The 23944-nt window shown below is 70.3% G+C and carries 13 protein-coding genes; 12 read left to right on the top strand and 1 reads right to left on the bottom strand.

The window, feature by feature from the left end; genetic code table 11:
* Positions 1-164 precede the first annotated feature (164 nt).
* The 11 genes from HWX55_RS29200 to HWX55_RS29150 all read left to right on the top strand — a co-directional run bounded on the left by HWX55_RS29200 (position 165) and on the right by HWX55_RS29150 (position 12080).
* Positions 165-677: a fimbrial protein gene (locus HWX55_RS29200; protein WP_050012601.1), complete on the top strand. Its 513-nt coding sequence runs from the start codon at positions 165-167 to the stop codon at positions 675-677.
* Positions 678-799: 122 nt separating this feature from the next.
* A complete protein-coding gene (locus tag HWX55_RS29195; protein WP_175978261.1) occupies positions 800-3253 on the top strand; it encodes a fimbria/pilus outer membrane usher protein in 2454 nt (817 codons plus the stop codon).
* 17 nt (positions 3254-3270) lie between these two features.
* Positions 3271-4017 carry a molecular chaperone gene (locus tag HWX55_RS29190; protein WP_050012603.1) on the top strand — a complete coding sequence of 249 codons (747 nt, stop codon included), beginning with the start codon at positions 3271-3273 and terminating at the stop codon, positions 4015-4017.
* The gene (locus tag HWX55_RS29185; protein WP_175978254.1) at positions 4014-5036 is read left to right on the top strand and encodes a fimbrial protein; all 1023 of its coding nucleotides are present in this window, start codon (positions 4014-4016) and stop codon (positions 5034-5036) included. Before HWX55_RS29190 ends, HWX55_RS29185 begins: the two co-directional genes overlap by 4 nt.
* A gap of 240 nt (positions 5037-5276) precedes the next feature.
* The gene (locus HWX55_RS29180; protein ID WP_050012605.1) at positions 5277-5945 is read left to right on the top strand and encodes an RNA polymerase factor sigma-70; all 669 of its coding nucleotides are present in this window, start codon (positions 5277-5279) and stop codon (positions 5943-5945) included.
* A gap of 85 nt (positions 5946-6030) precedes the next feature.
* Positions 6031-6273 carry an MbtH family NRPS accessory protein gene (locus HWX55_RS29175; protein WP_175978253.1) on the top strand — a complete coding sequence of 81 codons (243 nt, stop codon included), beginning with the start codon at positions 6031-6033 and terminating at the stop codon, positions 6271-6273.
* Positions 6274-6318: 45 nt separating this feature from the next.
* Positions 6319-7326 carry a TauD/TfdA family dioxygenase gene (locus HWX55_RS29170; RefSeq protein ID WP_124652830.1) on the top strand — a complete coding sequence of 336 codons (1008 nt, stop codon included), beginning with the start codon at positions 6319-6321 and terminating at the stop codon, positions 7324-7326.
* Positions 7326-8174 (top strand): ABC transporter ATP-binding protein, encoded by an 849-nt coding sequence (locus HWX55_RS29165; RefSeq protein WP_175978252.1) that lies wholly within the window; start codon positions 7326-7328, stop codon positions 8172-8174. The genes HWX55_RS29170 and HWX55_RS29165 overlap by 1 nt, the downstream gene beginning before the upstream one ends.
* Positions 8171-10261, top strand: coding sequence for a Fe(3+)-hydroxamate ABC transporter permease FhuB (gene fhuB / locus HWX55_RS29160; protein ID WP_175978251.1), 2091 nt, complete (start codon positions 8171-8173; stop codon positions 10259-10261). Before HWX55_RS29165 ends, fhuB begins: the two co-directional genes overlap by 4 nt.
* Positions 10258-11058 carry a siderophore-iron reductase FhuF gene (fhuF, locus tag HWX55_RS29155; protein ID WP_175978250.1) on the top strand — a complete coding sequence of 267 codons (801 nt, stop codon included), beginning with the start codon at positions 10258-10260 and terminating at the stop codon, positions 11056-11058. The genes fhuB and fhuF overlap by 4 nt, the downstream gene beginning before the upstream one ends.
* Complete coding sequence (locus HWX55_RS29150; RefSeq protein ID WP_175978249.1) at positions 11055-12080, top strand: iron-siderophore ABC transporter substrate-binding protein; 1026 nt, start codon at positions 11055-11057, stop codon at positions 12078-12080. Before fhuF ends, HWX55_RS29150 begins: the two co-directional genes overlap by 4 nt.
* 173 nt (positions 12081-12253) lie before the next feature.
* On the opposite strand, the gene HWX55_RS29145 is transcribed toward HWX55_RS29150, so the two are convergent.
* Positions 12254-13999 (bottom strand): cyclic peptide export ABC transporter, encoded by a 1746-nt coding sequence (locus tag HWX55_RS29145; RefSeq protein ID WP_124556434.1) that lies wholly within the window; start codon positions 13997-13999, stop codon positions 12254-12256.
* Between the two features lie 273 nt (positions 14000-14272).
* Between HWX55_RS29145 and HWX55_RS29140 the strand changes: the two genes are divergently transcribed.
* Positions 14273-23935, top strand: a complete 9663-nt coding sequence (locus tag HWX55_RS29140; protein ID WP_175978248.1) for a non-ribosomal peptide synthetase — start codon at positions 14273-14275, stop codon at positions 23933-23935.
* Positions 23936-23944 lie beyond the last annotated feature (9 nt).

The following is a 23944-nucleotide window of genomic DNA, read 5'->3' as shown; positions in this document are numbered from 1 at the left end:
TATAGGGGTAAATCGAACATTGTCAGATGCATTTGACAATGATTTACAGAAATCTTTCGTGGTTATCTCGATAATGCCGCCTCGTGTCGGACGGGAGCCACCGTGCGCTGTCGTTTGTGTCCGCCACGTCGTCCATTCCATTTGCACTCCTTACGGGAAACCTCATGAAAAAATCCATCCTGAGCGCTGTCGCACTCGCAGCTCTGTCGACCTCGGCCTTCGCAGCGGGCACCGGCACGATCAACTTCACGGGCGAGATCGTCGCGGGCGCATGCGGCATCGACTCGGGCTCGGTCAACCAGACCGTGAACCTCGGCAAGGTGCCGACCAATGTGTTCAAGCAAGCCGGCGACAAGTCCACGCCGACCAACTTCGACATCAAGCTGACCGATTGCGACACCAGCGTCGCGAAGAACGCGTACTTCACGTTCACGGGCACGTCGAGCGCGGGCCAGCCGAAGCTGCTCGCCACGATCGGTTCGGCAACCAACGTCGGCATCCGCCTGCAGGCCGCGTCGGGCGAATACCTCGACAACGGCGCCGAGCAGAAGGCGCCGACGCTGCTGCAGAACGGCACGAACATCGCACGCTTCGCGGCGATGTACGAAGCGACGGCAGCCGGCGTGACGCCGGGTACCGCCGACGGCGTCGCGAACTTCACGGTCCGCTACCAGTAAGCGTCCGTACCGGAGGAGGGATGCGTGCATCCCTTCCTCCTTCGTCCTTCCTCCCGTTTTCCTTCTCCTCGGACTCCCGGTAGCACCGCGTGCGAATCAGACATTCCTTCCTTTGCGTCTCCGTGCTGGTCGTCGGCAGCCAGAGCCAGGCGACGGAATTCAATTCGTCGTTCCTCGACATCGACGGAACGCGCAACGTCGACCTGTCGCAGTTCTCGCAGGCCGACTTCACGCTGCCCGGCGAGTACATGCTCGACGTGCAGGTCAACGACCTGTACCTCGGATTGCAACCGATCGAATTCGTGGCCGTCGATGCGACGGGCGCGGGCAAGCCGTGCCTGCGACCGGCGCTCGTCGCGCGTTTCGGCCTGAAGCCGTCGCTGGTCAAGGACCTGCCGCGCTTCCCGGGCGGCAGTTGCGTCGACCTCGCCGCGATCGAAGGGGCGACCGTGCGTTACCTGAAAAGCGACGGGCGGCTCAAGATCACGATTCCGCAGGCCGCGCTCGAATTCACCGATTCGACCTACCTGCCGCCGGAGCACTGGTCCGAAGGGATTCCCGGCGCGATGCTCGACTATCGCGTGATCGCGAACACGAACCGCAACTTCGGTGCGGGCGGCGGGCAGACGAATGCGATCCAGGCGTACGGGACGGTCGGCGCGAACTGGGATGCGTGGCGTTTTCGCGGCGACTACCAGGCGCAATCGAACGTGGGCAACACCGCGTACGCGGACCGCACGTTCCGCTTCAGCCGGCTTTATGCGTTTCGCGCGCTGCCGTCGATCCAGTCGACGGTGACGTTCGGCGACGACTATCTGACCTCCGACATTTTCGACACGTTCGCACTGACGGGCGCGTCGATCCGGAGCGACGACCGCATGCTGCCGCCGTCGCTGCGCGGCTATGCGCCGCTGATCTCGGGCGTCGCGCGCACCAACGCGACCGTGACCGTGTCGCAGGCCGGCCGCGTGCTGTACGTGACGCGCGTGTCGCCGGGCGCATTCGCGCTGCAGAACATCAACACGAGCGTGCAGGGCACGCTCGACGTCGCGGTCGAGGAAGAGGACGGCAGCGTGCAGCGCTTCCAGGTGACGACGGCCGCCGTGCCGTTCCTCGCGCGCACCGGCCAGTTGCGCTACAAGGCCGCGGTCGGCAAGCCACGCCTGTTCGGTGGCGCCGGCATCACGCCGTTCTTCGGGTTCGGCGAAATCGCGTACGGTTTGCCGTTCGACGTCACCGCCTATGGCGGCTTCATCGCCGCGTCGGGCTATACGTCGATCGCGCTCGGCGTCGGTCGCGATTTCGGCGCGTTCGGCGCGGTGTCGGCCGACGTCACGCATGCGCGGGCGCGCTTGTGGTGGAACGGCGCGACACGTAACGGCAACTCGTATCGGATCAACTATTCGAAGCACTTCGACGGGCTCGATGCGGACGTGCGCTTCTTCGGCTACCGCTTCTCGGAGCGCGAGTACACGAGCTTCGCGCAGTTCTCCGGCGATCCGACCGCGTACGGCCTCGCCAACAGCAAGCAGCGCTATTCGGCGACGCTGTCGAAGCGCTTCGGCGACACGTCGACCTATTTCTCGTACGACCAGACGACCTACTGGGCGCGCGCGTCCGAGCAGCGGGTCGGCCTGACGCTCACGCGTGCGTTCTCGATCGGCACGCTGCGCAACCTGAACGTCAGCGTGTCGGCATTCCGCACGCAGAGCGCGGGCGCGAGCGGCAACCAGTTCTCGGTCACCGCGACGCTGCCGATCGGCGGCCGCCACACCGTCACGTCGAACCTGACGACGGGCAACGGCAGCACCAGCGTGAACGCCGGCTACATCTACGACGATCCGGCCGGTCGCACCTATCAGGTCAATGCGGGCGAGACCGACGGCCGCGCATCGGCGAACGCGAGCTTCCGGCAACGCACGTCGGCGTACCAGCTCACCGCGCAGGCGTCGACGCTCGCCAACGCGTATGCGGCCGCGTCGCTCGAAGTCGACGGCTCGTTCGTCGCGACGCAGTACGGCGTGTCCGCGCACGCGAACGGCAATGCGGGCGATACGCGGCTGCTGGTATCGACCGACGGCGTGCCCGACGTGCCGCTGTCCGGCACGCTCACGCACACCGATTCGCGCGGCTACGCGGTGCTCGACGGCATCTCGCCTTACAACGTGTACGACGCGACCGTGAACGTCGAGAAGCTGCCGCTCGAAGTGCAGGTGACGAACCCGATCCAGCGCATGGTGCTGACCGACGGCGCGATCGGCTTCGTGAAGTTCTCCGCCGCGCGCGGCAGCAACCTGTACCTGACGCTGACCGACGCGGCCGGCCACGCGCTGCCGTTCGGCGCGTCGGTGCAGGACGCGGCGAACGGCAAGGAGCTCGGCATCGTCGGCGAGGGCGGCGCGGCGTTCCTGACCCAGGTTCAGCCGAAATCCGCGCTGGCGGTGCGGGCGGGCGAACGCACGCTGTGCACGATCGACACCCTGCCGAACCAGCTCCAACTCGAAGGCACGCCGATTCCGGTGACGTGCCGGACACCGGGCGAGTCGCATGCGGCGGCCGCGCGGGTCGAACGATGATTTTCATGGATCCAGCGATGAAGAACGCTTTCTCCCTTTCTTTCCCGCGGCGCGCGCTGTGCGCGTTCGCGACCGTCGGCGCGATGCTGGCTGGCGCCGCGCAGGCGGCGATCGTGCCCGATCGCACGCGCGTGATCTTCAACGAAGGCGAGCAGGCCGCGATCGTGACGATCACCAACAAGAGCGCGACGTATCCGTATCTCGTGCAGTCGTGGCTCGAGGACGCGAAGGGCAACAAGACCACATCGCCGCTGATGGTCGTGCCGCCGCTGCAGCGCATCGAGGCGAACGAGCGCAACGTGCTGCGGATCGCGAAACTGCCGGGCACCGAGTTGCCGGCCGATCGCGAAACGGTGTTCTACCTGAACATCCGCGAAGTGCCGCCGAAGACCGATACGCCGAACACGCTGCAGATCGCGCTGCATACGCAGATGAAGCTGTTCTACCGGCCGAAGGCCGTGCAGCCCGCGCGCGACGAGGACTGGACGCTGCCGATGACGCTGCGGGTGGAGGCGGCCGCGCACAAGCTCGTGTTCGACAACCCGACGCCGTACCACGTGACGGTGGTCGACGTGAGCGCGGGCGCGCAGAAGACGCCGGTGCCGATCGAGCCGGTGATGGTGAGCCCAATGAGCACGGCCGACGTGCCGTTCAAGGCCGCGACGCCGGCGACGCTGTTCGTCACGCATATCGACGATTACGGCGGCCAGGTGGCGGTCGAATATGCGTGCGACGCCGGTGTGTGCAAGAGCGTGAAGCAATGAGCGCGGGCATGCGTCATCGAGCGGCGCCGGCGGCATGGCTGCGCTGGGTCGTCCTCGCGCTGCTGATCGCGGCCGTGCAGCCGGCGTGGGCGCTGCGCTGCCTGACGAACAGCGGCGCGACGTCGTTGACCGAGCCGATCGGCGGCGTGGCGTCGTATCCGACCGACGCGCCGGACGGCTACGTGATCTGGGTGTCGCCGGTGCGCACGACGTCGGGGTATTGCTACAAGGACCTGGGGGACGCCGGCAGCCTGAAGGTCGTCGACAACATTTACTTCTACGCGAATCCGAATCGTACGGACCCTGCCGCATGGGGACTCGAGATCGGCATCCGCTACAAGGGCGTCGATTATTTCGACAAGACCAGCAATCGCGGCGGCGGGGTGTTTACCGGGTATTCGGTGCCGCCGTGCACCCGGTACGACTTCGACCGCGGGCGTTGCCAGCGCACGAACATCAGCATCGACTACCAGGTCGTCGTGCGCAAGAAGGGCAACTGGATCCAGCCGCCGAGCGATATCTACACGGTGTTCCAGTTCGACGGCGAGTTCGGGCTGAATGCGTTCGGCACGAGCTTCCAGTACCGGCTGAGCGGCCTGCGCAACCTCAAGCCGACGCCGTGCTTCGTCGACGTCCTCGTGACGCCCGAACCGGGCATCGTCAATTTCGGGCAGGTGCAGGCGGCGGGTAACGGCTTCATGCCGGCGGTGCCGCGCAAGCGGTTCTCGTTGTCGCTGACCAAGAAATGCAACGTCGCGGTGCGGGTGGACGGGTATTTCGAAACGAGTTTTCCGGTCCGGAACGGTTTGCTGGTGCCGGCGCAGGACAGCAATTTCGGGATTGGGATCGAGGATAGCCAGGGCAAGGCCATTCCGTTCAACCAGCAGTTCACGCTGGCTCAGTTCGCGTCCAACGTGATGAATCAGAGCGTGCTGATGGACGCGGTGCTGAAGTCGTTCGGGCCGCCGAAGATCGGGCGGTTCGATGCGACGGCGACGATCCGGTTGTTCATCTACTGACGGCGGTGGGCGCGGCCGCGTCGTGAATCTCGGCCGTTTCGGTCACCGGGCAACTTCCTTCGGCCCGGAAAGTTTGCCGTTCTTCGTAGACCCGTCGCGTTCGTCCCGTCCGCCGAAGCAGGCATTCCGGCAATTGTTCAGACAAATCCCACTAACCTAAAGGGTTATCTCGTAATCGGATTGAGAATGATTTGCGTTTACGTTAAATTCCCTTATCTCGGAATTTGACGGAGCAGATCGATGGCGATGGCGGAAGTGCTCGACCGACCGGTAGCGGCAGCGGCAAACCCGTTCCTCGGCAGTTATCCGGACCTGCCGCCGCGCGCCGCGCCGCGTGCGCGCCGGGCGTCCGAGCCGCGTGCGCAGGGCGCGCTGCTCGATGTGCTGATCTCGCATCGCGCGATGCTCGTCAACGTCGCGCGCGGCTTCGTCGGCTGCGCGAGCCGCGCGGAGGACGTCGTGCACGACGTATTCGTGAAGCTCGTCGAATTCCCCAATCAGGACGCGGTGCGCCAGCCGGTCGCGTACGTGACGCGGATGGTGCGCAACGCATCGATCGACGCGTGCCGCCGGCAAAGCCTCGAAAACGTCTATCACACCGAAGAGGACGACGGCTACGACGTGCCGTCGCCCGAGCCGACGCCGGAAGCCGCCTTGATGACGCGCGATACGCTGCGGCGCGTGTGCGCCGCGCTCGACGACCTGCCGGCGCGCAGCCGGGCGGCATTCGAGATGGTGCGGCTGCGCGAGGAGACGCTGCAGACCGCGGCGCGCGCGTTGAACGTGTCGCAGACGCTCGTGCATTTCATGGTGCGCGACGCCGAGCGCCACTGCGCGGAATGCCTCGACGCATGCCATCGCGGCGTCGCCTGCCCGGTGTTCCTGGGCGGCCGCGCACGGCGGCGGTAAAAAAACGCGCCGGCCAACCGTCTATCAGACAGGAGCGGCCGAATCCGCCGCTTCGCTTCCTTCAACCGCCCAGCGATTTCCGATCATGACGCAAGCCCCGACGCCTTCCGCCGACACCGACGATCTCGTCTATACGGTCGTCATCAACGACGAAGAACAGTATTCGATCTGGCCGACGTTCCGGCCCGTGCCCGCCGGCTGGCGCGAGGTCGGCGTGCGCGGCCCGAAGGCCGACTGTCTCGCGCACATCGAAACCGTCTGGACCGACATGCGCCCCGCGAGCCTGCGCCGCGCGATGGACGGCGAGCGCGCGACGCGCGCGTCGTGACCCGTTGCGCCGCATGTGCGGCGCGTCACCTGAAGAGGACGTTGCATGACCCTGCTTTCGTTGCCGACGCTCGACGATCTGCGTATCGAGCCGGGACTGCCCACCGTCGTGTCGCCGCGCGGCAACGACGGGATGTCGATCGACGACGTCGCGCCGCTCGCGCGCGAGATCGCGGCCGACACGCTCGAACGGGCGGGCGGCGTGCTGTTCACGGGCTTTCGCGTGCCGTCGATCGACACGTTCCAGCAATTCGCGGCCTCGTTCGGCGATCCGCTGATCGGCTATGAATACGCGTCGACGCCGCGCAGCCAGGTCGAAGGCGCGGTCTACACGTCGACCGAATACCCGCCGCACCGCGCGATTCCGCTGCACAACGAGCAGTCGTACACGCGCGAATGGCCGCTGCGGATCTGGTTCCACTGCGCGCTCGCCGCGCCGAAGGGCGGGGCGACGCCGATCGCGGACAGCCGCGCCGTGTACCGCGCGCTCGATCCGGCGCTCGTCGCGCGCTTCGAGAAGCGCGAGCTGCTGTACGTGCGCAATTTCGGGCAGGGGCTCGATCTGCCGTGGCAGCAGTCGTTCGGCACCGACGAGCCGGCCGAGGTCGAGCGGATGTGCGCGGCGCGCGGCATCGAGTGCACGTGGCGCACCGACGACGACGGCGAACTGCTGCTGCGCACGCGCGAGCGTTGCCAGGCCGTCGCGCGCCATCCGCGCACGGGCGACCGCGTATGGTTCAACCAGGCGAACCTGTTTCACCTGTCGGCGCTCGACGACGACATGCAGGAAGCGCTCGTCGATGCGGTCGGGCTCGAGAACGTGCCGCGCAACGTGTATTACGGCGACGGCGAACCGCTCGAGGCCGACGCGCTCGCGCAGATCCGCGGCGTGCTCGACCAGCAGCGCATCGTGTTCCCGTGGCGCACCGGCGACGTGCTGATGCTCGACAACATGCTGACCGCGCATGCGCGCGACCCGTTCGAGGGGCCGCGCAAGGTCGTCGTCGCGATGGCGCAGAGTTACACGGTCCCGCGCGACCGAACGGAGGATTGATGACGCGTAGTACCGCCGCGCTTGCCGCGCGCGGGCTGTCGGTGGGATATCGCGACCATGTCGTGATCGACGGGCTGGACCTGTCGATCGCGGCCGGCCGCGTAACCGCGCTGTGCGGACCGAACGGCTGCGGCAAGAGCACGCTGCTGCGCACGCTCGCGGGCCTGCAGCCCGCGCGTGCCGGCCATGTTGAAGTCAACGGCAAGCCGCTCGCATCGTTTCGCCGTCGCGCGCTCGCGCGCGAGCTGACGATGCTCGCGCAGTTCAACCAGATTCCGTCGGGCCTCACGGTGCGCGAACTCGTCGCGTACGGGCGCTATGCGTACGGCGGCTTCCTGCGCGGCCTGTCGCGCGCCGATCATGCGGCGATCGACGAGGCGCTCGACACGAGCGGCCTTGCGGACGATGCGGAGCGCGACGTCGGCGCGCTGTCGGGCGGCGAACGCCAGCGCGCGTGGATCGCGATGGCGCTCGCGCAGCAGGCGCCGATCGTGCTGCTCGACGAACCGACGACGTATCTCGACATTCATCACCAGCTCGACATCCTCGATGCGCTGCGTGCGCTGAACCGCGCGCGCGGGCTGACGATCGTCTGGGTGTTGCACGACCTGAACCAGGCGGCCGCGTACAGCGACGAGATCGTGCTGATGCGCGCGGGCCGCCTCGTCGCGCAAGGCACGCCGGACGCGATGCTCGAGCCGGCGCGGCTGCGCGCGGCGTTCGGCGTCGAGATGCTGAAGCTCGCGCATCCGCAGACGGGCGCGCCGATGTGCGTGCCGGCCTACGGGCCGTCGACCGACGGCGCGCCGCAGGCGGCCGGCGTCTTCGACCGGGATCTCGCCGTATGACGACGTTCGCGATGCGCAAGCGCCTCGCGGCGACGGGCAGGAGCGCGGCGAAGGGCCGGGCCGGCGCGATCGCGTTCGGTCTCGTCGCGCTGATCGCGCTGCTCGCGGCGCTGCGGATCGTCCCAGACCTGCGCGTGTGGTGGGACGCGGCGCCCGGCAGCGATGCCGCGTCGCTCGCGCACGTCTTCCTGTTCGACCTCAATCTGCCGCGCGTCGCGGCCGCGCTCGTCGCGGGCGGCTGCCTTGGCATCGCCGGCGCACTGTTCCAGTCGCTCACGCGCAATCCGCTCGCGTCGCCCGACCTGCTCGGCGTGACGGGCGGCGCCCAGCTCGGCCTGCTCGCGGCGATGCTGGTGCCGGCGCTGGCTGGCGTCGCGTCGGTGCCGCTGCTGTTCGTGTGCGGGCTCGCGGCTGCCGCGTGCGCGATCGTCGCGGCGGGCGGCTGGCGCGCGACGCCGTTGCGGCTCGTGCTCGCGGGCAGCGTGTGCATGCTGCTGTTCGCGGCGCTGTCGACGCTCGTGCTCGCGTTCTTCGAGCAGAACATCGCGGGCGCCGCGCTGTGGACCAACGGCAGCCTGTACCAGCCGGGCGCGGCGGGCCTCGCGCTCGCCGCGCGCTGGCTCGTCGTGCCGCTCGTCGCGCTGCCGTTCGTGATCCGGCCGCTGAATCCGCTCACGCTCGGCGACGATGCCGCGGCCGCGGCCGGCGTGCGCGTCGATGCGACGCGGCTTGCCGCGACGATCGTCGCGGTCGCGTTCACGAGCGTGGCGGTCAGCATCGCGGGCCCGCTGTCGTACGTCGGCCTCGTCGCGCCGAACCTGCTGCGCCAGGTGCGCGGCGCGCGCGCGGCGCGGCTCGGCGTGCTGGTGCCGCTGTCGGCGCTCGCCGGCGGCGCGCTCGTGCTCGTCACCGACAGCGCGGTGCTCGCATCGGGCCTCGACGCGACGCTGTCGACCGGCGTCGCGATCGCGCTGGTCGGCACGCCGCTGATGCTCGCGATGATCCGGCGCGGCGCCGCGTGGTCGGGCGTGCTGCACGCGGATGCCGAACGTGCGGCGGGCGGCGGCTCGACGCGGCTCGTCGGCTGGCTCGAACGGCTCGGCTGGCCGCTGCGCACCGTACTGTTCGTCGTGGCGGGCTTGCTCGTGGTTTTTGTCGGCGTGTCGGCCGGCCCCGAATGGCTGTCGCCCGCGCGCTGGTCGGCCGCGCTGTCCGGTCACGATGCGCTCGCGCGGATGCTGATCGACCTGCGCCTGCCGCGCCTGCTGTGCGCACTGCTCGCCGGTGCATTGCTCGCCGTCAGCGGCGTCGCGATGCAGAGCGTCGTGCGCAATCCGCTCGCGGGCCCCGAAGTGCTCGGCGTCACGCAGGGCGCGGGGCTCGTCACGTTGTTCGCGTTGTCGACGTGGCCGCTGATGGGCCACGTGACACTGGCCGCCGCCGCGCTGATCGGCGGCGGGCTGTCGCTCGCGATCACGCTCGCGCTGAATCACCGGCATCGCTACGCGCCGCTCGCGGTCGCGCTGACCGGCATCGTGATCGGCGCGCTGTGGACCACGCTCGCGCAATGGCTGATCACGCAGGAAAGCGTGCAGCCCGCGCGCTTCGTCGTGTGGCTCGTCGGCGGTACGTACGGCCGCAGCTGGGGCGAGGTGTCGATGCTGCTGCCGTGGTGCGTGCTCGCGGTGCCGGTATTCGCGTGGCTCGCGAAACCGCTCGACATGCTCGCGCTCGGCGACGATCAGGCGGCCGCGCTCGGCCTCCCGGTGGCCGCGCTGCGGCCGCTCGCGCTGACGATCGCGACGCTCGCCGCGTGCGCGGCCGTCGCGGCGGTCGGGCCGGTCGGCTTCATCGGGCTGATGGCGCCGCACGTCGCGACGATGCTCGGCGCGCGCCGACATCGCACGCGGCTGTGGCTCGCGGCGGCGTGCGGCGCGCTGATCCTCGGCGTCGCGGATCTCGCGGCGCGCACCGTCGTCGCGCCGCGCGAAGTGCCGGCCGGCGTGCTGACCGCGCTGATCGGCGCGCCGTACCTGCTCGGGCTGCTGATTCTCGAGGGGCGCCGCGCCCGGCGCGCCGGGCGATGACGCCGGCGCTCGACGGCGCGCGCGCCACGCGCTTTTCGGCGTTCGCGCCGGAACCGTTCGCCGAGCACCTCGACGCCGTGTGGCTCGGCATGCCCGACGATGTGCACGCGCCGGGCCGCATCGTCGTGCCCGTCAGCGCGTTGCCCGCGCACCGCGACGCCGTGCTCGCCGCGATGGTCGACCATTACGGCGGCGATCCGGCGCAGCATGCGCGTGCGCTGATGTCGCAATGGAGCAAATACTATTTTGGCCGCGCGGCGCCGGCCGGCGTCGTCGCCGCGCTGACGCTCGGCCGGCCGCTCGACATGACGCCCGAGCGCACGTTCGTCGCGCTCGACGACGGGATGCCGGCCGCACTGTATTTCGCGAGCGATGCGCTCGGCGCGCCGTGCGACGAACCCGCGCCGCGCTATGCGGGGCTCGTCGCGCATCTCGGCGCGGTGATCGACCTGCTCGCGGCGATGGGCCGCGTCACGCCGCGCGTGCTGTGGAGCAACGCGGGCAACCTGCTCGACTATCTGCTCGATACGTATCGTTCGCTGCCGTGCGCGGCCGATCCCGTCCGCGATGCGGACTGGCTGTTCGGTTCGACCTGCGTGCACGGCGAGCCGAATCCATTGCGCATGCCGGTGCGCGACGCCGTGCCGCGCTCGCCGCTGCTGCCGACGCCGTTTCGCGCGCGCCGCGTGTGCTGTCTGCGCTACGAAATTCCTGGAGAAACGCAACTGTGTGGAAGCTGCCCGCTGCTACTGACGATGGACGACGCGGCGCTGGCCGAGCAGGACGCGATCCGGTGACGCATGCCGGCCGCCGGCATGTGCTTGGCACGCTCGTGGCGGCGCTCGGCGCCGCGTGCTGCAGCGCGTTTTCCGCATCGGCCGCCGCAGCTTCCGTGGCCGGGGGCGCCGGCGGTACGCAGGGCGGCGTGTCGCTGGCCGGCAATCCCGTCGTGTCGCAGGCCAGCGCGAAGATGCCCGTGCGGCCGCAGCGCGTGGTCGCGCTCGACTTCATGTTCGCGGAAAGCGTGATCGCGCTCGACCTCGTGCCGGTCGGGATGGCCGATACCGCGTTCTATCCTGGCTGGCTCGGTTATCGGAGCGAGCAGCTCGCACATGTGACCGACATTGGCTCGCGGCAGGAGCCGGGGCTCGAGGCGATCGCGGCGGTCAAGCCGGACCTGATCATCGGCGTCGGGTTCCGGCATGCACCGATCTTCGACGCGCTCGACCGGATCGCGCCGACGATCCTGTTCCAGTTCAGCCCGAACGTGTCCGAAGGCGGCGTGCCCGTCACGCAGCTCGACTGGATGCGGCAGATCTTCCGGACGATCGGCGCGGTGACGGGGCGCGACGCGCGCGCGCAGGCGGTCGAAGCGCAACTCGACGCCGGCATCGCGCGCAATGCGGCGCGGCTCGCGGCCGCGGGCCGCCACGGCGAACGCGTCGCGCTGCTGCAGGATCTCGGCTTGCCCGATCGTTACTGGGCCTATACGGGCAACAGCACGTCGGCCGGCCTCGCGCGGGCGCTCGGGCTCGATCCGTGGCCGAAGAAGCCGACGCGGGAAGGCACGCTGTACGTGACGTCGGCCGATCTGCTGAAGCAGCGAGACCTGGCCGTGCTGTTCGTGACCGCGTCGGGGATGGACGTGCCGTTGTCGACGAAACTCGATTCGCCGGTGTGGCGTTTCGTGCCCGCGCTGCGTGAACATCGGATCGCGCTGATCGAGCGCAACATCTGGGGGTTCGGCGGGCCGATGTCGGCGCTGAAGCTGGCCGACGTGATGACCGATACGATGCTGAAGCTGCCGGCCGTGCGTTGAGCGTGCGGACGATGCCGCGTTGACGGGCAGGGCGTGGCGACCGGCTTGACGACGCGCGGCTTCCGCCTGTCCTTTTCGCTACACGTCAGCCACATTCCCCGCTGAAACGACCATCGCCGACACACTGCCCATGCAGCGTGTCGGCGATTTTTCGATCGACTGTCGGTGTCGTGTTACGCGCTCAGCGCATCGACGCCATCCTGCGCGCGCAGGCGCGCCGGCTGCGTGTCGCTGACGATGCGCCCGTTGTCGAGCTTCAGCAGACGGTCGGCGAGATCGAAATAGCGGTCGTCGTGCGTGATCACGATCACGGCCTTGCCGCGAGCGCGCAGCTCAGGCAGCAGTTGTTCGTAGAACACGGCCTTGAACGACGGGTCCTGGTCGGCCGCCCATTCGTCGAACAGGTAGAACGGGCGATCTTCCAGGTACGCGACGACGAGCGCGAGCCGCTTGCGCTGCCCGGTCGACAACGCGCGCGTCGAGAACGCGCCGTCGACCACCTTCACCTTGTGGTCGAGCGCGAGTTTCGCGACGAGCGCGTTCGCCCGCGCATCGGCCTGCGCACGCGACGGATCGTCGGGGTCGACGATGCCGAGCAGCGCATCGAACAGATGGAAATCGTTGAACACCGCGCTGAAGCGCTGCCGGTAGGCCGCGCGTTCGCGCCAGCCGATCGTGCGGCCGTCGACCTCGATCGTGCCTTCCTCGGGCTCGTACAACCCCGTCAACACCTTCGCGAGCGTCGTCTTGCCGCTGCCGTTGCCGCCGACGATGAACACGAGTTCGCCCGGCTTGATCGTCAAATCGATCGGCCCGATGCTGAACATCCGTTCGTCGCGCTCGTGGAAATACGCATGCGTGACGCCGCGCAGCGTGACCGCGCCGGCCGGCGGCACGTCGGGCGCATCGGCCGCGGGCGGCACCGTGCGCAGCGCGCCGAACTCGGCCATCACGCCTTCGATCCGCGTGAGCGACACGCGCGCCGCGTTGACGGTCGGCAGGTTGTTCAGCAGGCCGTCGAGCGGCACGAGCATGAACAGGAACACGACGACGTAGCCGGCGGCCGCGGCCGGGTCGGCATGCACGCCGAGCTGCGGCCAGAACGACGCGATGCCGAGGAACACGTAGAACAGGAAGATGATCCAGCCGACGCCGACCGCATACGCGCTGAACGCGCGGCGCCGATGGTCGCGCACTTCGCCGATCGCGGCGCCGAGTTGGCCGTCGACGAACTGGCGGGCGCGCGCATCGTGCAGCTTCAGCTCCTTCGCGCCGGAGAACAGCGAGCCGAGATAGCCGAACAGGCGGTCCTGCGCCTGGCCGGCCGCTTCGAGCGCCGCGATCGCGCGGCGGTCGCCGGTGTGATAGCCGAGCGAGCCGGCGACGATCGCGGCCAGCGCCAGCACGCACACGGGCCAGGACAGCCACGCGAGATAGCCGAGGCAGCCGAACACGATCGAGCCGTGCATGACCAGGTTCGGCAGCGCGAAGAACAGCATCGACACGTTGGTCGCGTCGTCGGTCAGCACCGACTGCACGGGCGCCGCGCCGATCCGCTCGATGTCGCGCAGTTCGGCCGCGCCGACGCGCCGCGCCAGATGCACGCGCAGCCGCGCCATCGTGTCCTGCGACAGGCGGGCGAACAGCGTGCCCGACACGATCCGCGTGACGAGCGCGATCACCGCGCACAGCGCGAAGCGCCACGCGAGCGCGGCGTCGGCGGCGCCCGGTTGCGACAGCGCGCGGTTCAGCGTCGCGACGAGCAGCACGCTCGCGACGCCGTTCAGCACGCACGCGGTGAGCGCCAGCGTGAGCGACACGCGGCTTTCGCGCAGCAGCGCAAGGATCAGGCGCGCCGCGGGGCGGCCGGGGGAAGCGTCGAGGGACGGCGGGGAAGAAGGCTCGTGGGCGGCTGTCATCGGCAACGTCGGTAAAGGGAAGGCAGGCAATAACGCGAAAAACGGCAAATCCGGCGTGAAAGCGGCGGGCGGAGCGAGCCCCGTTCCGGCTTTCCTTCCTGATAGACGAACGGGCCGCGCAAATATTTAGCGACATCGCCAAAAAAAAGCGGTCACACGCATTTTGCGCACAAAGCGGTAAAAAATCGGCCGCGTCGTTCGTCACACCAGTGAAGCCGCCCCAAGCGGCCCCGAGACTTGGCCGAAGCGGCCGGACCGAAGGATTTCACGCACATGACGAGTTTCCCGACTGCGCTGCATCACCGAATCCGCGAACTGGCGCGCATCGCGCCCGACGCGCCCGCCATCGCGGTGCCTTTCCAGAACGACCTGCGCCTGTCGCGCGGTGCGCTCGACGCACGTGCGTCGCAACTCGCCCGGCAACTGCGCGCGGCCGGCGTCGGCGCCGAAGTGCGGGTCGGCGTGTGCGTCGAGCGGTCGGGCGACCTGTTCGTCGCGCTGCTGGCCGTGCTGAAGGCCGGTGGCGTATTCGTGCCGCTCGACCCGCGCCATCCGGCCGCGCGCCTCGACTGGATCGTGCAGGACGCGCAACTGCGGCATGGCATCGTCGACGCCGCCGGCCGCGCGGCGCTCGGCACGCCGTTCGAACACGCATTCGACGCAGCGGTGGAAGCATCGGGCGTCGCGCAGGATCACGCGTTCGATGACGATATCGTGACCGTGCATCCGCGTTCGGCCGCTTACATGATCTATACGTCGGGCTCGACCGGCACGCCGAAGGCGGTGGTCGTCGAGCACGGGCCGCTCGCCGCGCATTGCGACGCGCTCGCGACCGCGCTGCCGATCGAGGCCGGCGACCGTCTGCTGCATTTCGCGTCGGTCAACTTCGACGCCGCGCACGAATGCTGGCTCGCGCCGCTCGCGGTCGGCGCCGGCATCGTAGTGGCGCCGCCGCAGCCGTTCGCGCCGGTCGACGCGCATGCACTGATGGTGCGCGAAGCGGTCAACGTCGCCGCATTTCCGCCCGCGTACCTGCGCGAATTCGCGGCCGTCGCCGCGCGCGACGGCGTGCCGCCGGCCTTGCGCGTGCTTGCGTTCGGCGGCGAGGCGCTGCCGCAGCAGGCGTTCGAATTCGTGCGCCGCACGTTCCCGGCGGTGCGCCTGATCAACGGTTACGGGCCGACCGAAGCCGTGATCTCGCCGATGCTGTGGCCGGTCGAGCCGGGCGAGACGCCGGTGCTGGCGGCCGACGACGCGTATGCGTCGCTGCCGATCGGCCGCGTGATCGGCCCGCGGGTCGCGCGCATCGACGGCGCCGACGCCGATGGGGTGGGCGAACTGCTGCTCGGTGGCGTGTGCGTCGCACGCGGTTATCACGGTCGCCCGGCGCTCACGGCCGAGCGTTTCATTCCCGATGCGGACGGTGAACCCGGCGCGCGCGTCTATCGCACCGGCGACCTGGCACGCCTGCGCGACGACGGCGCATACGATTATCTGGGCCGCCTCGACGATCAGGTCCAGGTGCGCGGCGTGCGCGTGGAGCCGGCGGAAATCGCCGCGTGCCTGCGCTCGCACCCGGCCGTCGCCGACGCGGCCGTGCTGGCCGACACCACCAACGGGCCGACGCGCTTGATCGCGTGCGTCGCGCTGCGCGCGGCCGCCGACGATGCCGCATTGAAGGCGCACGTGGCCGCGCAATTGCCGGCCGCGTGGCAGCCGCACCGGTTCGTGCGTTGCGATGCGTTGCCGTACACGCTGAACGGCAAGCTCGACCGCGCCGCGCTGCGCGAGCGGATTGCCGCCGCGCGCGACACGACGCAAGCCGCGGGCGATGCGCCGCGCACGCCGACCGAACAACAGATCGCGGGCCTCTGGCAGACGCTGCTGGGCCTCGACGCCACGCCGTCGCGCGAAGATCGTTTCTTCGCGCTGGGCGCCGATTCGCTCGCCGCGATGCAGTTGCAGGCCGCGATCCGTGCCGCCATGCGCGTGAACCTGCGGCTCGACACGCTGTTCGCCGATCCGGCGCTCGCCGAACTGGCCGAAACCGTCGATCGCGCGGAACGCGAGACCGGCGAACCGCTGGCCGCGATTGCCGCGCGCCGCGCGCCGGCCGATGCGGCCGCGTCGGGTGCGCCGTACGTCGATCGTGCGGCATCGCTCGCCCAGCAACGCTTCTGGGTGCTCGCGCAAACGCGCGACGCAAGCGCGGCGTATCACATCGCCGCGCACTGGACGATCGACGGCGTGCTCGACCGCGACGCGCTGCAGCGCGCGCTCGATCACGTGGTCGGGCGGCACGAAGCGTGGCGCACGACGCTCGTCGACAACGACGACGGCGTCGTGATGCAGCGGATTCACGCGCATCTGCCGGTGTCGATTGCGTCGGTCGATCTGCGCGACCAGCCGCCGGCTGCCCGCGACGCGCACGCCGCGCGTCTTGCCGAGCGCGACGCGGCCGAACCTTTCGACCTCGCGCGCGGCCCGCTGCTGCGCGCGACGCTGGTCGCGCTCGCCGACGACCGTCACCGCCTGCTGCTGACCGCGCATCACGCGATCACCGATGGCTGGAGCTCGCGCTGCGCATTCGACGAACTGTCGGCGGCGTACTGCGCGTATGCCGAAGGCCGCGAACCGTCGCTGCCCGAATTGCCGATCCAGTACGCCGACTACGCGGACTGGCAGCGCGACATGCTGGCCGGCGGCGAGGGCGAGCGCCAGCTCGACTACTGGCGCGGCGCGTTGCGCGACGTGCCGGGCCCGCTCGCGCTGCCGGTCGACCGCCAGCCGGGCGCCGCACGCACGCTGCACGGCGCGCGCGTATCGGTGCGCCTGCCCGATGCGGTCGCGGCCGACGTGCGGCAACTCGCACGCGACGCGCAGGCGACCGTCTTCACGGTGCTGCTGGCCGCGCTCGACGCATGGCTGTCGCGACTGACCGGCGAAACCGACGTCGTCGTCGCGGTGCCGGTCGCGCATCGTCAGCGCCCCGAAACGCGCGCGTTGCTCGGTCTTTTCCTGAATACGGTCGCGCTGCGCGTCCGCGTGGCGCCGACGCTGCCGTTCCGTGCGCTCGTCGATGCGGCGCGTACCGCGGCGCTCGATGCGGTCGCGCACCAGGACGTGCCGTTCGAGCGTGTCGTCGACGCGGTGAAGCCGCCCGTCAAGCGCGGCGACGAATGGCTGCGCGTGAAGTTCGCGCAGCAGTTCGACGCACGGCACGACAGCGTGCTGCCGGGCGCAACCGCGGTCGCGACGCCGGGGCCCGATCTCGCCGCGCGCTTCGATTTCGCGCTGGACTTCACCGACGACGCGAACGGGATCGAACTGGTCGCCGCCTATGCGACCGACTGCATCGATGCCGATACCGCGCGGGCCTGGCTCGACAGCTATGCGGCGCTCGTCGCGTCCGCCGCGCATGAACCGCACGCGACGACGGCCGCACTGCCATGCGATGCATCGGTGGCGTCGCGCCAGCCGCGCGACGGCCGTGCACTGCGCATCGAACATGCCGACATCGTCGCCGCGTTCGCCCGGCAGGCAGCCGCGTATCCGCATCGGGTCGCGCTTGCCGACGCATCGACCTCGCTGACCTTCGCCGAACTCGACGACGCATCGAACCGCATCGCGCGAGCGCTGGCGCAACGCGGCGTCGCCGCCGAGGCGGCGGTCGTCGTTTGCATCGAGCGTTCGACACGTTTCGTCGTTGGTCTGCTCGGCGCGCTGAAAGCCGGCGCGCTGGCCGTGCTGCTCGACCCGGCGCAACCGGCCGCGCGTCTTGCCGCGGCGGCGGCCGACTGCGGCGCGCGCTGGGCGCTCGTCGCGGAGCCGGCCGCGTGGCCGGCCGGTATCGACGCGCAGCCGCTCGACGTCGACGCACTCGCGCAGGACGCGACGCTCGCCCATGCGGCCGGCATGCGCGTCGCGCCGCACCCGGAACAGGGCGCGTACCTGATCTACACGTCGGGCTCGACCGGCACGCCGAAGGGCGTCGTCGTGTCGCACGGCGCGCTGGCCGACTACGTGCAGGGGATGCTCGACGAACTCGCGTTCGCGCCCGACGCGTCGTTTGCGATGGTGTCGACCGTCGCCGCGGACCTCGGCCACACGACGCTGTTCGGCGCGCTGTGCGCGGGCCGTACGCTGCACCTGCTGCCGGCCGCGTGCGCGTTCGATCCGGACCTGTTCGCCGACGAAATGCGCCGCCGTGAAGTCGGCGTGCTGAAGATCGTGCCGAGCCACCTGCAGGCGCTGCTCGACGCGCGCGTGCCGGCCGACGTGCTGCCGCGCCACGCGCTCGTGACGGGCGGCGAAACGCTCACGTGGGCGCTCGTCGCACGGCTGGCCGCGCTCGCGCCGGCCTGCCGCGTAATCAACCATTACGGGCCGACCGAAGCGACGGTCGGCGCGATCGCATGCGACACGGCGTCGATTGCCGCCGACGCGCGCGATCCGGCGAGCGGCGTGCCGCTCGGCCTGCCGCTGCCGAATGCGCGCGCGCTGGTGCTCGACGCGTTCGGCGCGTGCGTGCCGGCCGGCGCGACCGGCGAGCTGTATCTGGGCGGGCCGGGCGTCGCGCGCGGCTACCTCGGCCGCCCCGCGCAAACGGCGGAGCGCTTCGTGCCCGATCCTTTCACGCCGGGCGCGCGGCTGTATCGGACGGGCGACCGCGTGCGGTTGCGCACGGACGGCCGTCTGGCATTCCTCGGCCGGATCGACGATCAGGTGAAGATTCGCGGCTACCGCGTCGAGCCGGGCGAGGTGAGTGCGGCCGTGCGCGCGGCCGGCCCGATCGCGCAGGCCGAAACGCTCGCGATCGAGCACGATGGCCGCCTGCGGCTCGCGACGTTCGTCGTGATGCGCGACGGCGCCGCGTTCGACGAAGCCGCGGTGCGCGCCGCGCTGGCCGCGACGCTGCCCGACTACATGGTGCCCGCGCAGTTCGTCTCGCTCGCGCGTCTGCCGGTGACCGCGAACGGCAAGATCGATCGCGCGGCATTGCGCGAACTGGCCGCCGTGCCGGTTGTGGTCGCGTCCGGCGATGCACCGCAAGGGGCGGTCGAAACGGTGCTCGCCGACGTCTGGCAGGCCGTGCTGAAGGCGCCGAAGGTCGGCCGCGACGACAATTTCTTCGAACTGGGCGGCGACTCGATCCTCGTGCTGCAGGTGATCGCGCGGGCGCGCAAGCGCGGTGTCCGCTTCACGCCGAAGCAACTGTTCGACGGGCCGACCGTCGCCGAACTCGCGCGCGTCGCGAAAACGGATGACACGGCCGTCGCCGCGCAGCACCCTGCGGTTGCGCCTGCAACGGCCACGCCGGCTGCCACGCCGATCCTGACACCCGCGCAACAACGCTTCTTCGCGCTCGATATCCCGCACCGCGGCCACTGGAACCAGTCGGTGTCGTTCGACGTGCGCGGCGCGTTCGACGCGGACGCATTCGCGCGCGCATTCGACGCGTTGCTCACACATCACGACGCATTCCGCCAGCGCTTCGCATGCGCCGCCGACGGCACGTGGCACGCGAGCGATGCGGCGAAGCCGTACGACGCGCTGCCGTTCGTCGAAGTCGCCGCACGCGACGAAGCCGATGCACTGGCGCGCTTCGACGCGCTGCAACGCCGTCTCGATCTCGGCAACGGGCCGCTCGCCTGCGCATGCGCGGCACGGCTGCCGGACGGTTCGACGCGGCTCTATCTCGCGATTCACCATGCGATCGTCGACGGCGTGTCGTGGCGCATCCTGCTCGACGATCTCGACACCGCCTACCGCGCCGCATGCGAGCACACGCCGGTCCGCCTGTCGCAGCCGGGCCTGCGCGCGGACGCCTGGGCCGCACGGCTCGCCCGCGCGGCAACGGAACCGGCGTCGCCGTTCGCGGGCGAAGCCGCCTACTGGGCCGGCATGGCACAGGGCGACGACATCGCGCCCGATCACCCCGACGCAGCGGCGACGAACGCCGATGCGGCCGTCGTCGTGCAGACGATCGACGCGACATTGACCCGCGCCGCACTGACCGACGCGCACGCGGCCTATCGCACGCAGACGATCGAGCTGCTCGGCGCGGCGCTCGCACTCGCGCTGGCCGGCGCGCGCGGTGCCGCATCGTGCCGAGTCGAACTGGAAGGGCACGGCCGCGAAGCGCTGTTCGACGACGCGGATGCCAGCCGCACGATCGGCTGGCTGACGAGCCATTACCCGGTGACGCTGCCGGTCGCAGCCACGGCCCGCGACACGCTGTGCGCGGTCAAGGACACGCTGCGCGCGGTGCCGCACAAGGGGCTCGGCTTCGGCGTGCTCGCGCACTACGGCGATGCGGCCACGCGTGCGGCGCTGGCCGCCGTGCCGCGCCCGCGCGTCACGTTCAACTATCTCGGCCAGTTCGACGCGCCGCGCGATGCCACGCTCGTCCCGCGCTTCGGCGGCACCGGCGTCGAGCGCGATCCTCGAGGCCCGCTCGGCAATACGCTCGCGATCCATGCGTACCTCGACACGGACGGCGACGGCGCGCGTACGCTGAAGGTTCACTGGGTCTACGGTGCGCCGCAATTCGAACGCGCGACGATCGACGCGTTCGCCGAACGCTTCGCAACCGCGCTGCGCGAACTCGTCGATGCCTGCGTGTCTCGCGTCGCGCATCGTGGCGCCGGCGCCACGCCGGGCGACTTCCCGCTCGCACAGGCCGCCGGCCTCACGCAGGCCGCGATCGAACGCGCGCCGCTCGACTGGCGCGCGATCGACGACGTGTATCCGCTGTCGCCGATGCAGCAGGGCATCCTGTTCCATGCGCTGTTCGCGCCCGGCCATGCGAGCTATGTGAACCAGCTCGTCGCGACCGCGACCGCGCTGGACGCCGACCGGCTCGCGGCCGCATTCGACGCGTCCGTCGCGCGTCACGACATCCTGCGCACGAGCGTGATGCCGGACGAAGCCGCGCCGCTGCAATGCGTGCATCGGCACGCACGCATGCCGGTCGAGCAACTCGACTGGCGCACGCGCGGCGACGCGCTCGACGCCGATTTCGACGCATGGCTCGCGGCCGACCGCACGCGCGGCTTCGACTGGCGCGAGCCGCCGCTGATGCGGCTCACGCTGATCCGCGTGACGGACGATGCGTGGCGGGTCGTCTGGACGCGTCACCACGTGCTGCTCGACGGCTGGAGCACCGCGCGCCTGCTCGCCGACGTGCTGCGCGACTACCGCGACCCGGACGCCGTGTCGCCGTTCGCGAGCCGCCCGGCGCTGCGCTATCGCGATTTCATCGCATGGCTCGGCACGCGCGACCGCGACGCCGACGAGCGCTTCTGGACCGAACGCCTGGCGCGGCTCGACGCACCGACACTGATCGCGGAGCGTACGGCCGACCGCGCGGAGGCCGAAATGGTCACGTGGCGCGCGATGCTCGACGCCGACACGACGGCGCGCGTCGCGCAAACCGCCCGCGCGCTGAAGCTGACCGTCAACACGCTGGTGCAGGGCGCATGGGCGCTCGCGCTGCAGCGGATGACGCACCAGCCGGCCGTCGCGTTCGGCGCGACCGTCGCCGGCCGTCCCGATGCGCTCGCGGACGTCGACTCGGTGCTCGGTCTCTTCATCAACACGCTGCCGGTCATCACCGCGCCGGCGCCGCAGCAACGTGCGGCCGATTGGCTGAACACGCTGCAACGCGAGAACGCGGCGGCCGCCGAACACGCGCACACGCCGCTCGCCGACATCCAGCGCTGGGCGCGCGGGTCGGGCGGCGCACTGTTCGACACGCTGGTCGTGTTCGAGAACTATCCGGTGGACGAGTCGGTGCGCGATGCCGATCCGCGCGCGCTGGCGTTGAGCGGCGTACGCAGCATCGAAGCAACCGATTTCGCGCTGACGCTCGTAATCGAAAGCGGCGCCGAACTGACGATCGACTACGGTTACGACACCGCACGCGTCGACGCGCGTCAGGTCGAGACCTGGCATCGCGCGTTCGCCTGCGCGCTCGATGCGCTGGCCCGTACGCCGGACGCGCTGCTGGGCACGCTGTCGATCGCCGACGAGGCGACCCGCGATGCGCTCGTGCGTGCGCAGGACACCGCACATGTCTGGCCGTCCGAACAGCGGCAGCCGCTGCACCTGCAATTCATGGACGCCGCACGAGCGACGCCCGACGCGACCGCGCTCGAATACGCGGACGCTCACGGCCGCGTGCAGCGCGCGGCCTATCGCGAACTCGACGCCGCGACGTCGCGCATCGCCGCCGCACTGCGCCGGCGCGGCGTGCAGCCCGACACACCCGTCGCGCTGTGCGTCGAGCGCTCGTTCGACATGGTGATGGCGCTCGTCGGCGTGCTGAAGGCCGGCGCCGCGTACCTGCCGGTCGATCCCGACTATCCGGCCGAGCGCATTGCGTACCTGCTGCGCGACGCGCGGCCGGCCGTCGCGATCACGCAGGCGCATCTGCGCGAGCAGGTCGAGGCCGCGCTGGGCGAGGGCGCCGACACGCAATTGCTGACGGTCGCGGACTTGCTGGCCGACGAAGCGCGCGAAATCGACCACGAAGCCGCCGCGATCGACGACGCGCAGCTCGCGTACCTGATCTACACGTCCGGCTCGACCGGCAAGCCGAAGGGCGCCGGCAACACGCACGGCGCGCTCGCGAACCGGATCGCGTGGATGCAGCACGCGTACCGGCTGACGCGCGACGACGTCGTGCTGCATAAAACCCCGTTCGGCTTCGACGTGTCGGTGTGGGAATTCGTGTGGCCGCTCGCGATCGGCGCGAAGCTCGCGATCGCCGCGCCGGGCGATCACCGCGACCCGGCGCGCCTGGCCGCCGCGATCCACGCGCACGGCGTGACGGTGCTGCATTTCGTGCCGTCGATGCTGGCCGCGTTCGCCGCGCATCTCGACGACTTCTCGGCCGCCGCGCAATGCGACAGCGTGCGTCTGATCGTCGCGAGCGGGGAGGCGTTGGCGCCCGAGCTCGTCGCGAAGATGGCGCGCCTGCTGCCGAACGCGACGCTCGTGAACCTGTACGGGCCGACCGAAGCCGCGATCGACGTATCGCACTGGACCTGCGGCCCCGATGACGCGCAGGCGGTCGCGGTGCCGATCGGCCATCCGATCGCGAATCTGCAACTGCACGTGCTCGATGCCGCGTGGCAGCCGGTGCCGGCCGGCGCGACCGGCGAACTGTATCTCGCGGGCGCGGGCCTTGCACGCGGCTATCTCGGCCGTCCGGCGCTGACCGCCGAGCGCTTCGTGCCCGATCCGTTCGTGCCGGGTGCCCGCATGTACCGCACCGGCGACCTCGCACGCCGGCGCGGGGACGGCGCGCTCGACTACCTCGGCCGCGTCGACACGCAGGTGAAGCTGCGCGGCCAGCGGATCGAGCCGGGCGAGATCGAAGCGCTGCTGCGCGCGGCGCCGGGCGTCAACGATGCAGTCGTGATCGTGCGCGACGAGCAACTGATCGGCTATGTCGCGCGCGGCGACGCCGGCCCGCTCGACCGTGCGGCGCTGCTCGACGCGCTGCGTGCGCAACTGCCGGCGTACATGGTGCCGTCGCAGCTGATCGAGCTCGACGCGTTGCCCGTCACGCCGAACGGCAAGTGCGATCGCCATGCGTTGCCCGCGCCGGTGCGCGAAGCGACCGAAGCCGTCGAACTCGCGACCGATACCGAGCGCGCGCTCGCCGACATCTGGCAACGCGTGCTGCATGTGGACGCGATCGGCCGCGACGGCGATTTCTTCCTGCTCGGCGGCCACTCGCTGCTCGCGACGCAGGCCCACGCGCAGGCGAACCTGCACTGGGGGCTCGCGCTGCCGCTGCGCACGCTGTTCGACACCCGCACGCTGGCGCGCTGCGCGGAAGCGATCGACGCGGCCTGCGCGGCACGCGGCGCGACCGATGCGGCGAGCGCGATCGACGCGCTGCTCGGCGAACTGGAAACCCAATAAGGACGACGG

Source organism: Burkholderia sp. BCC1047, assembly GCF_902833155.1.
Taxonomy (GTDB): Bacteria; Pseudomonadota; Gammaproteobacteria; order Burkholderiales; family Burkholderiaceae; genus Burkholderia; species Burkholderia sola.
This window is presented reverse-complemented; position numbering and strand designations above follow the sequence as displayed.

Excerpts from the sequence above, each read along its gene's own strand:
- HWX55_RS29185 (WP_175978254.1), top strand. The coding sequence starts at position 4,014 with ATGAGCGCGGGCATGCGTCATCGAGCGGCGCCGGCGGCATGGCTGCGC.
- HWX55_RS29190 (WP_050012603.1), top strand. The coding sequence starts at position 3,271 with ATGAAGAACGCTTTCTCCCTTTCTTTCCCGCGGCGCGCGCTGTGCGCG.
- HWX55_RS29180 (WP_050012605.1), top strand. The coding sequence starts at position 5,277 with ATGGCGATGGCGGAAGTGCTCGACCGACCGGTAGCGGCAGCGGCAAAC.
- HWX55_RS29165 (WP_175978252.1), top strand. The coding sequence starts at position 7,326 with ATGACGCGTAGTACCGCCGCGCTTGCCGCGCGCGGGCTGTCGGTGGGA.
- fhuF (WP_175978250.1), top strand. The coding sequence starts at position 10,258 with ATGACGCCGGCGCTCGACGGCGCGCGCGCCACGCGCTTTTCGGCGTTC.
- fhuB (WP_175978251.1), top strand. The coding sequence starts at position 8,171 with ATGACGACGTTCGCGATGCGCAAGCGCCTCGCGGCGACGGGCAGGAGC.
- HWX55_RS29145 (WP_124556434.1), bottom strand. The coding sequence starts at position 13,999 with ATGACAGCCGCCCACGAGCCTTCTTCCCCGCCGTCCCTCGACGCTTCC.
- HWX55_RS29200 (WP_050012601.1), top strand. The coding sequence starts at position 165 with ATGAAAAAATCCATCCTGAGCGCTGTCGCACTCGCAGCTCTGTCGACC.
- HWX55_RS29170 (WP_124652830.1), top strand. The coding sequence starts at position 6,319 with ATGACCCTGCTTTCGTTGCCGACGCTCGACGATCTGCGTATCGAGCCG.
- HWX55_RS29175 (WP_175978253.1), top strand. The coding sequence starts at position 6,031 with ATGACGCAAGCCCCGACGCCTTCCGCCGACACCGACGATCTCGTCTAT.
- HWX55_RS29140 (WP_175978248.1), top strand. The coding sequence starts at position 14,273 with ATGACGAGTTTCCCGACTGCGCTGCATCACCGAATCCGCGAACTGGCG.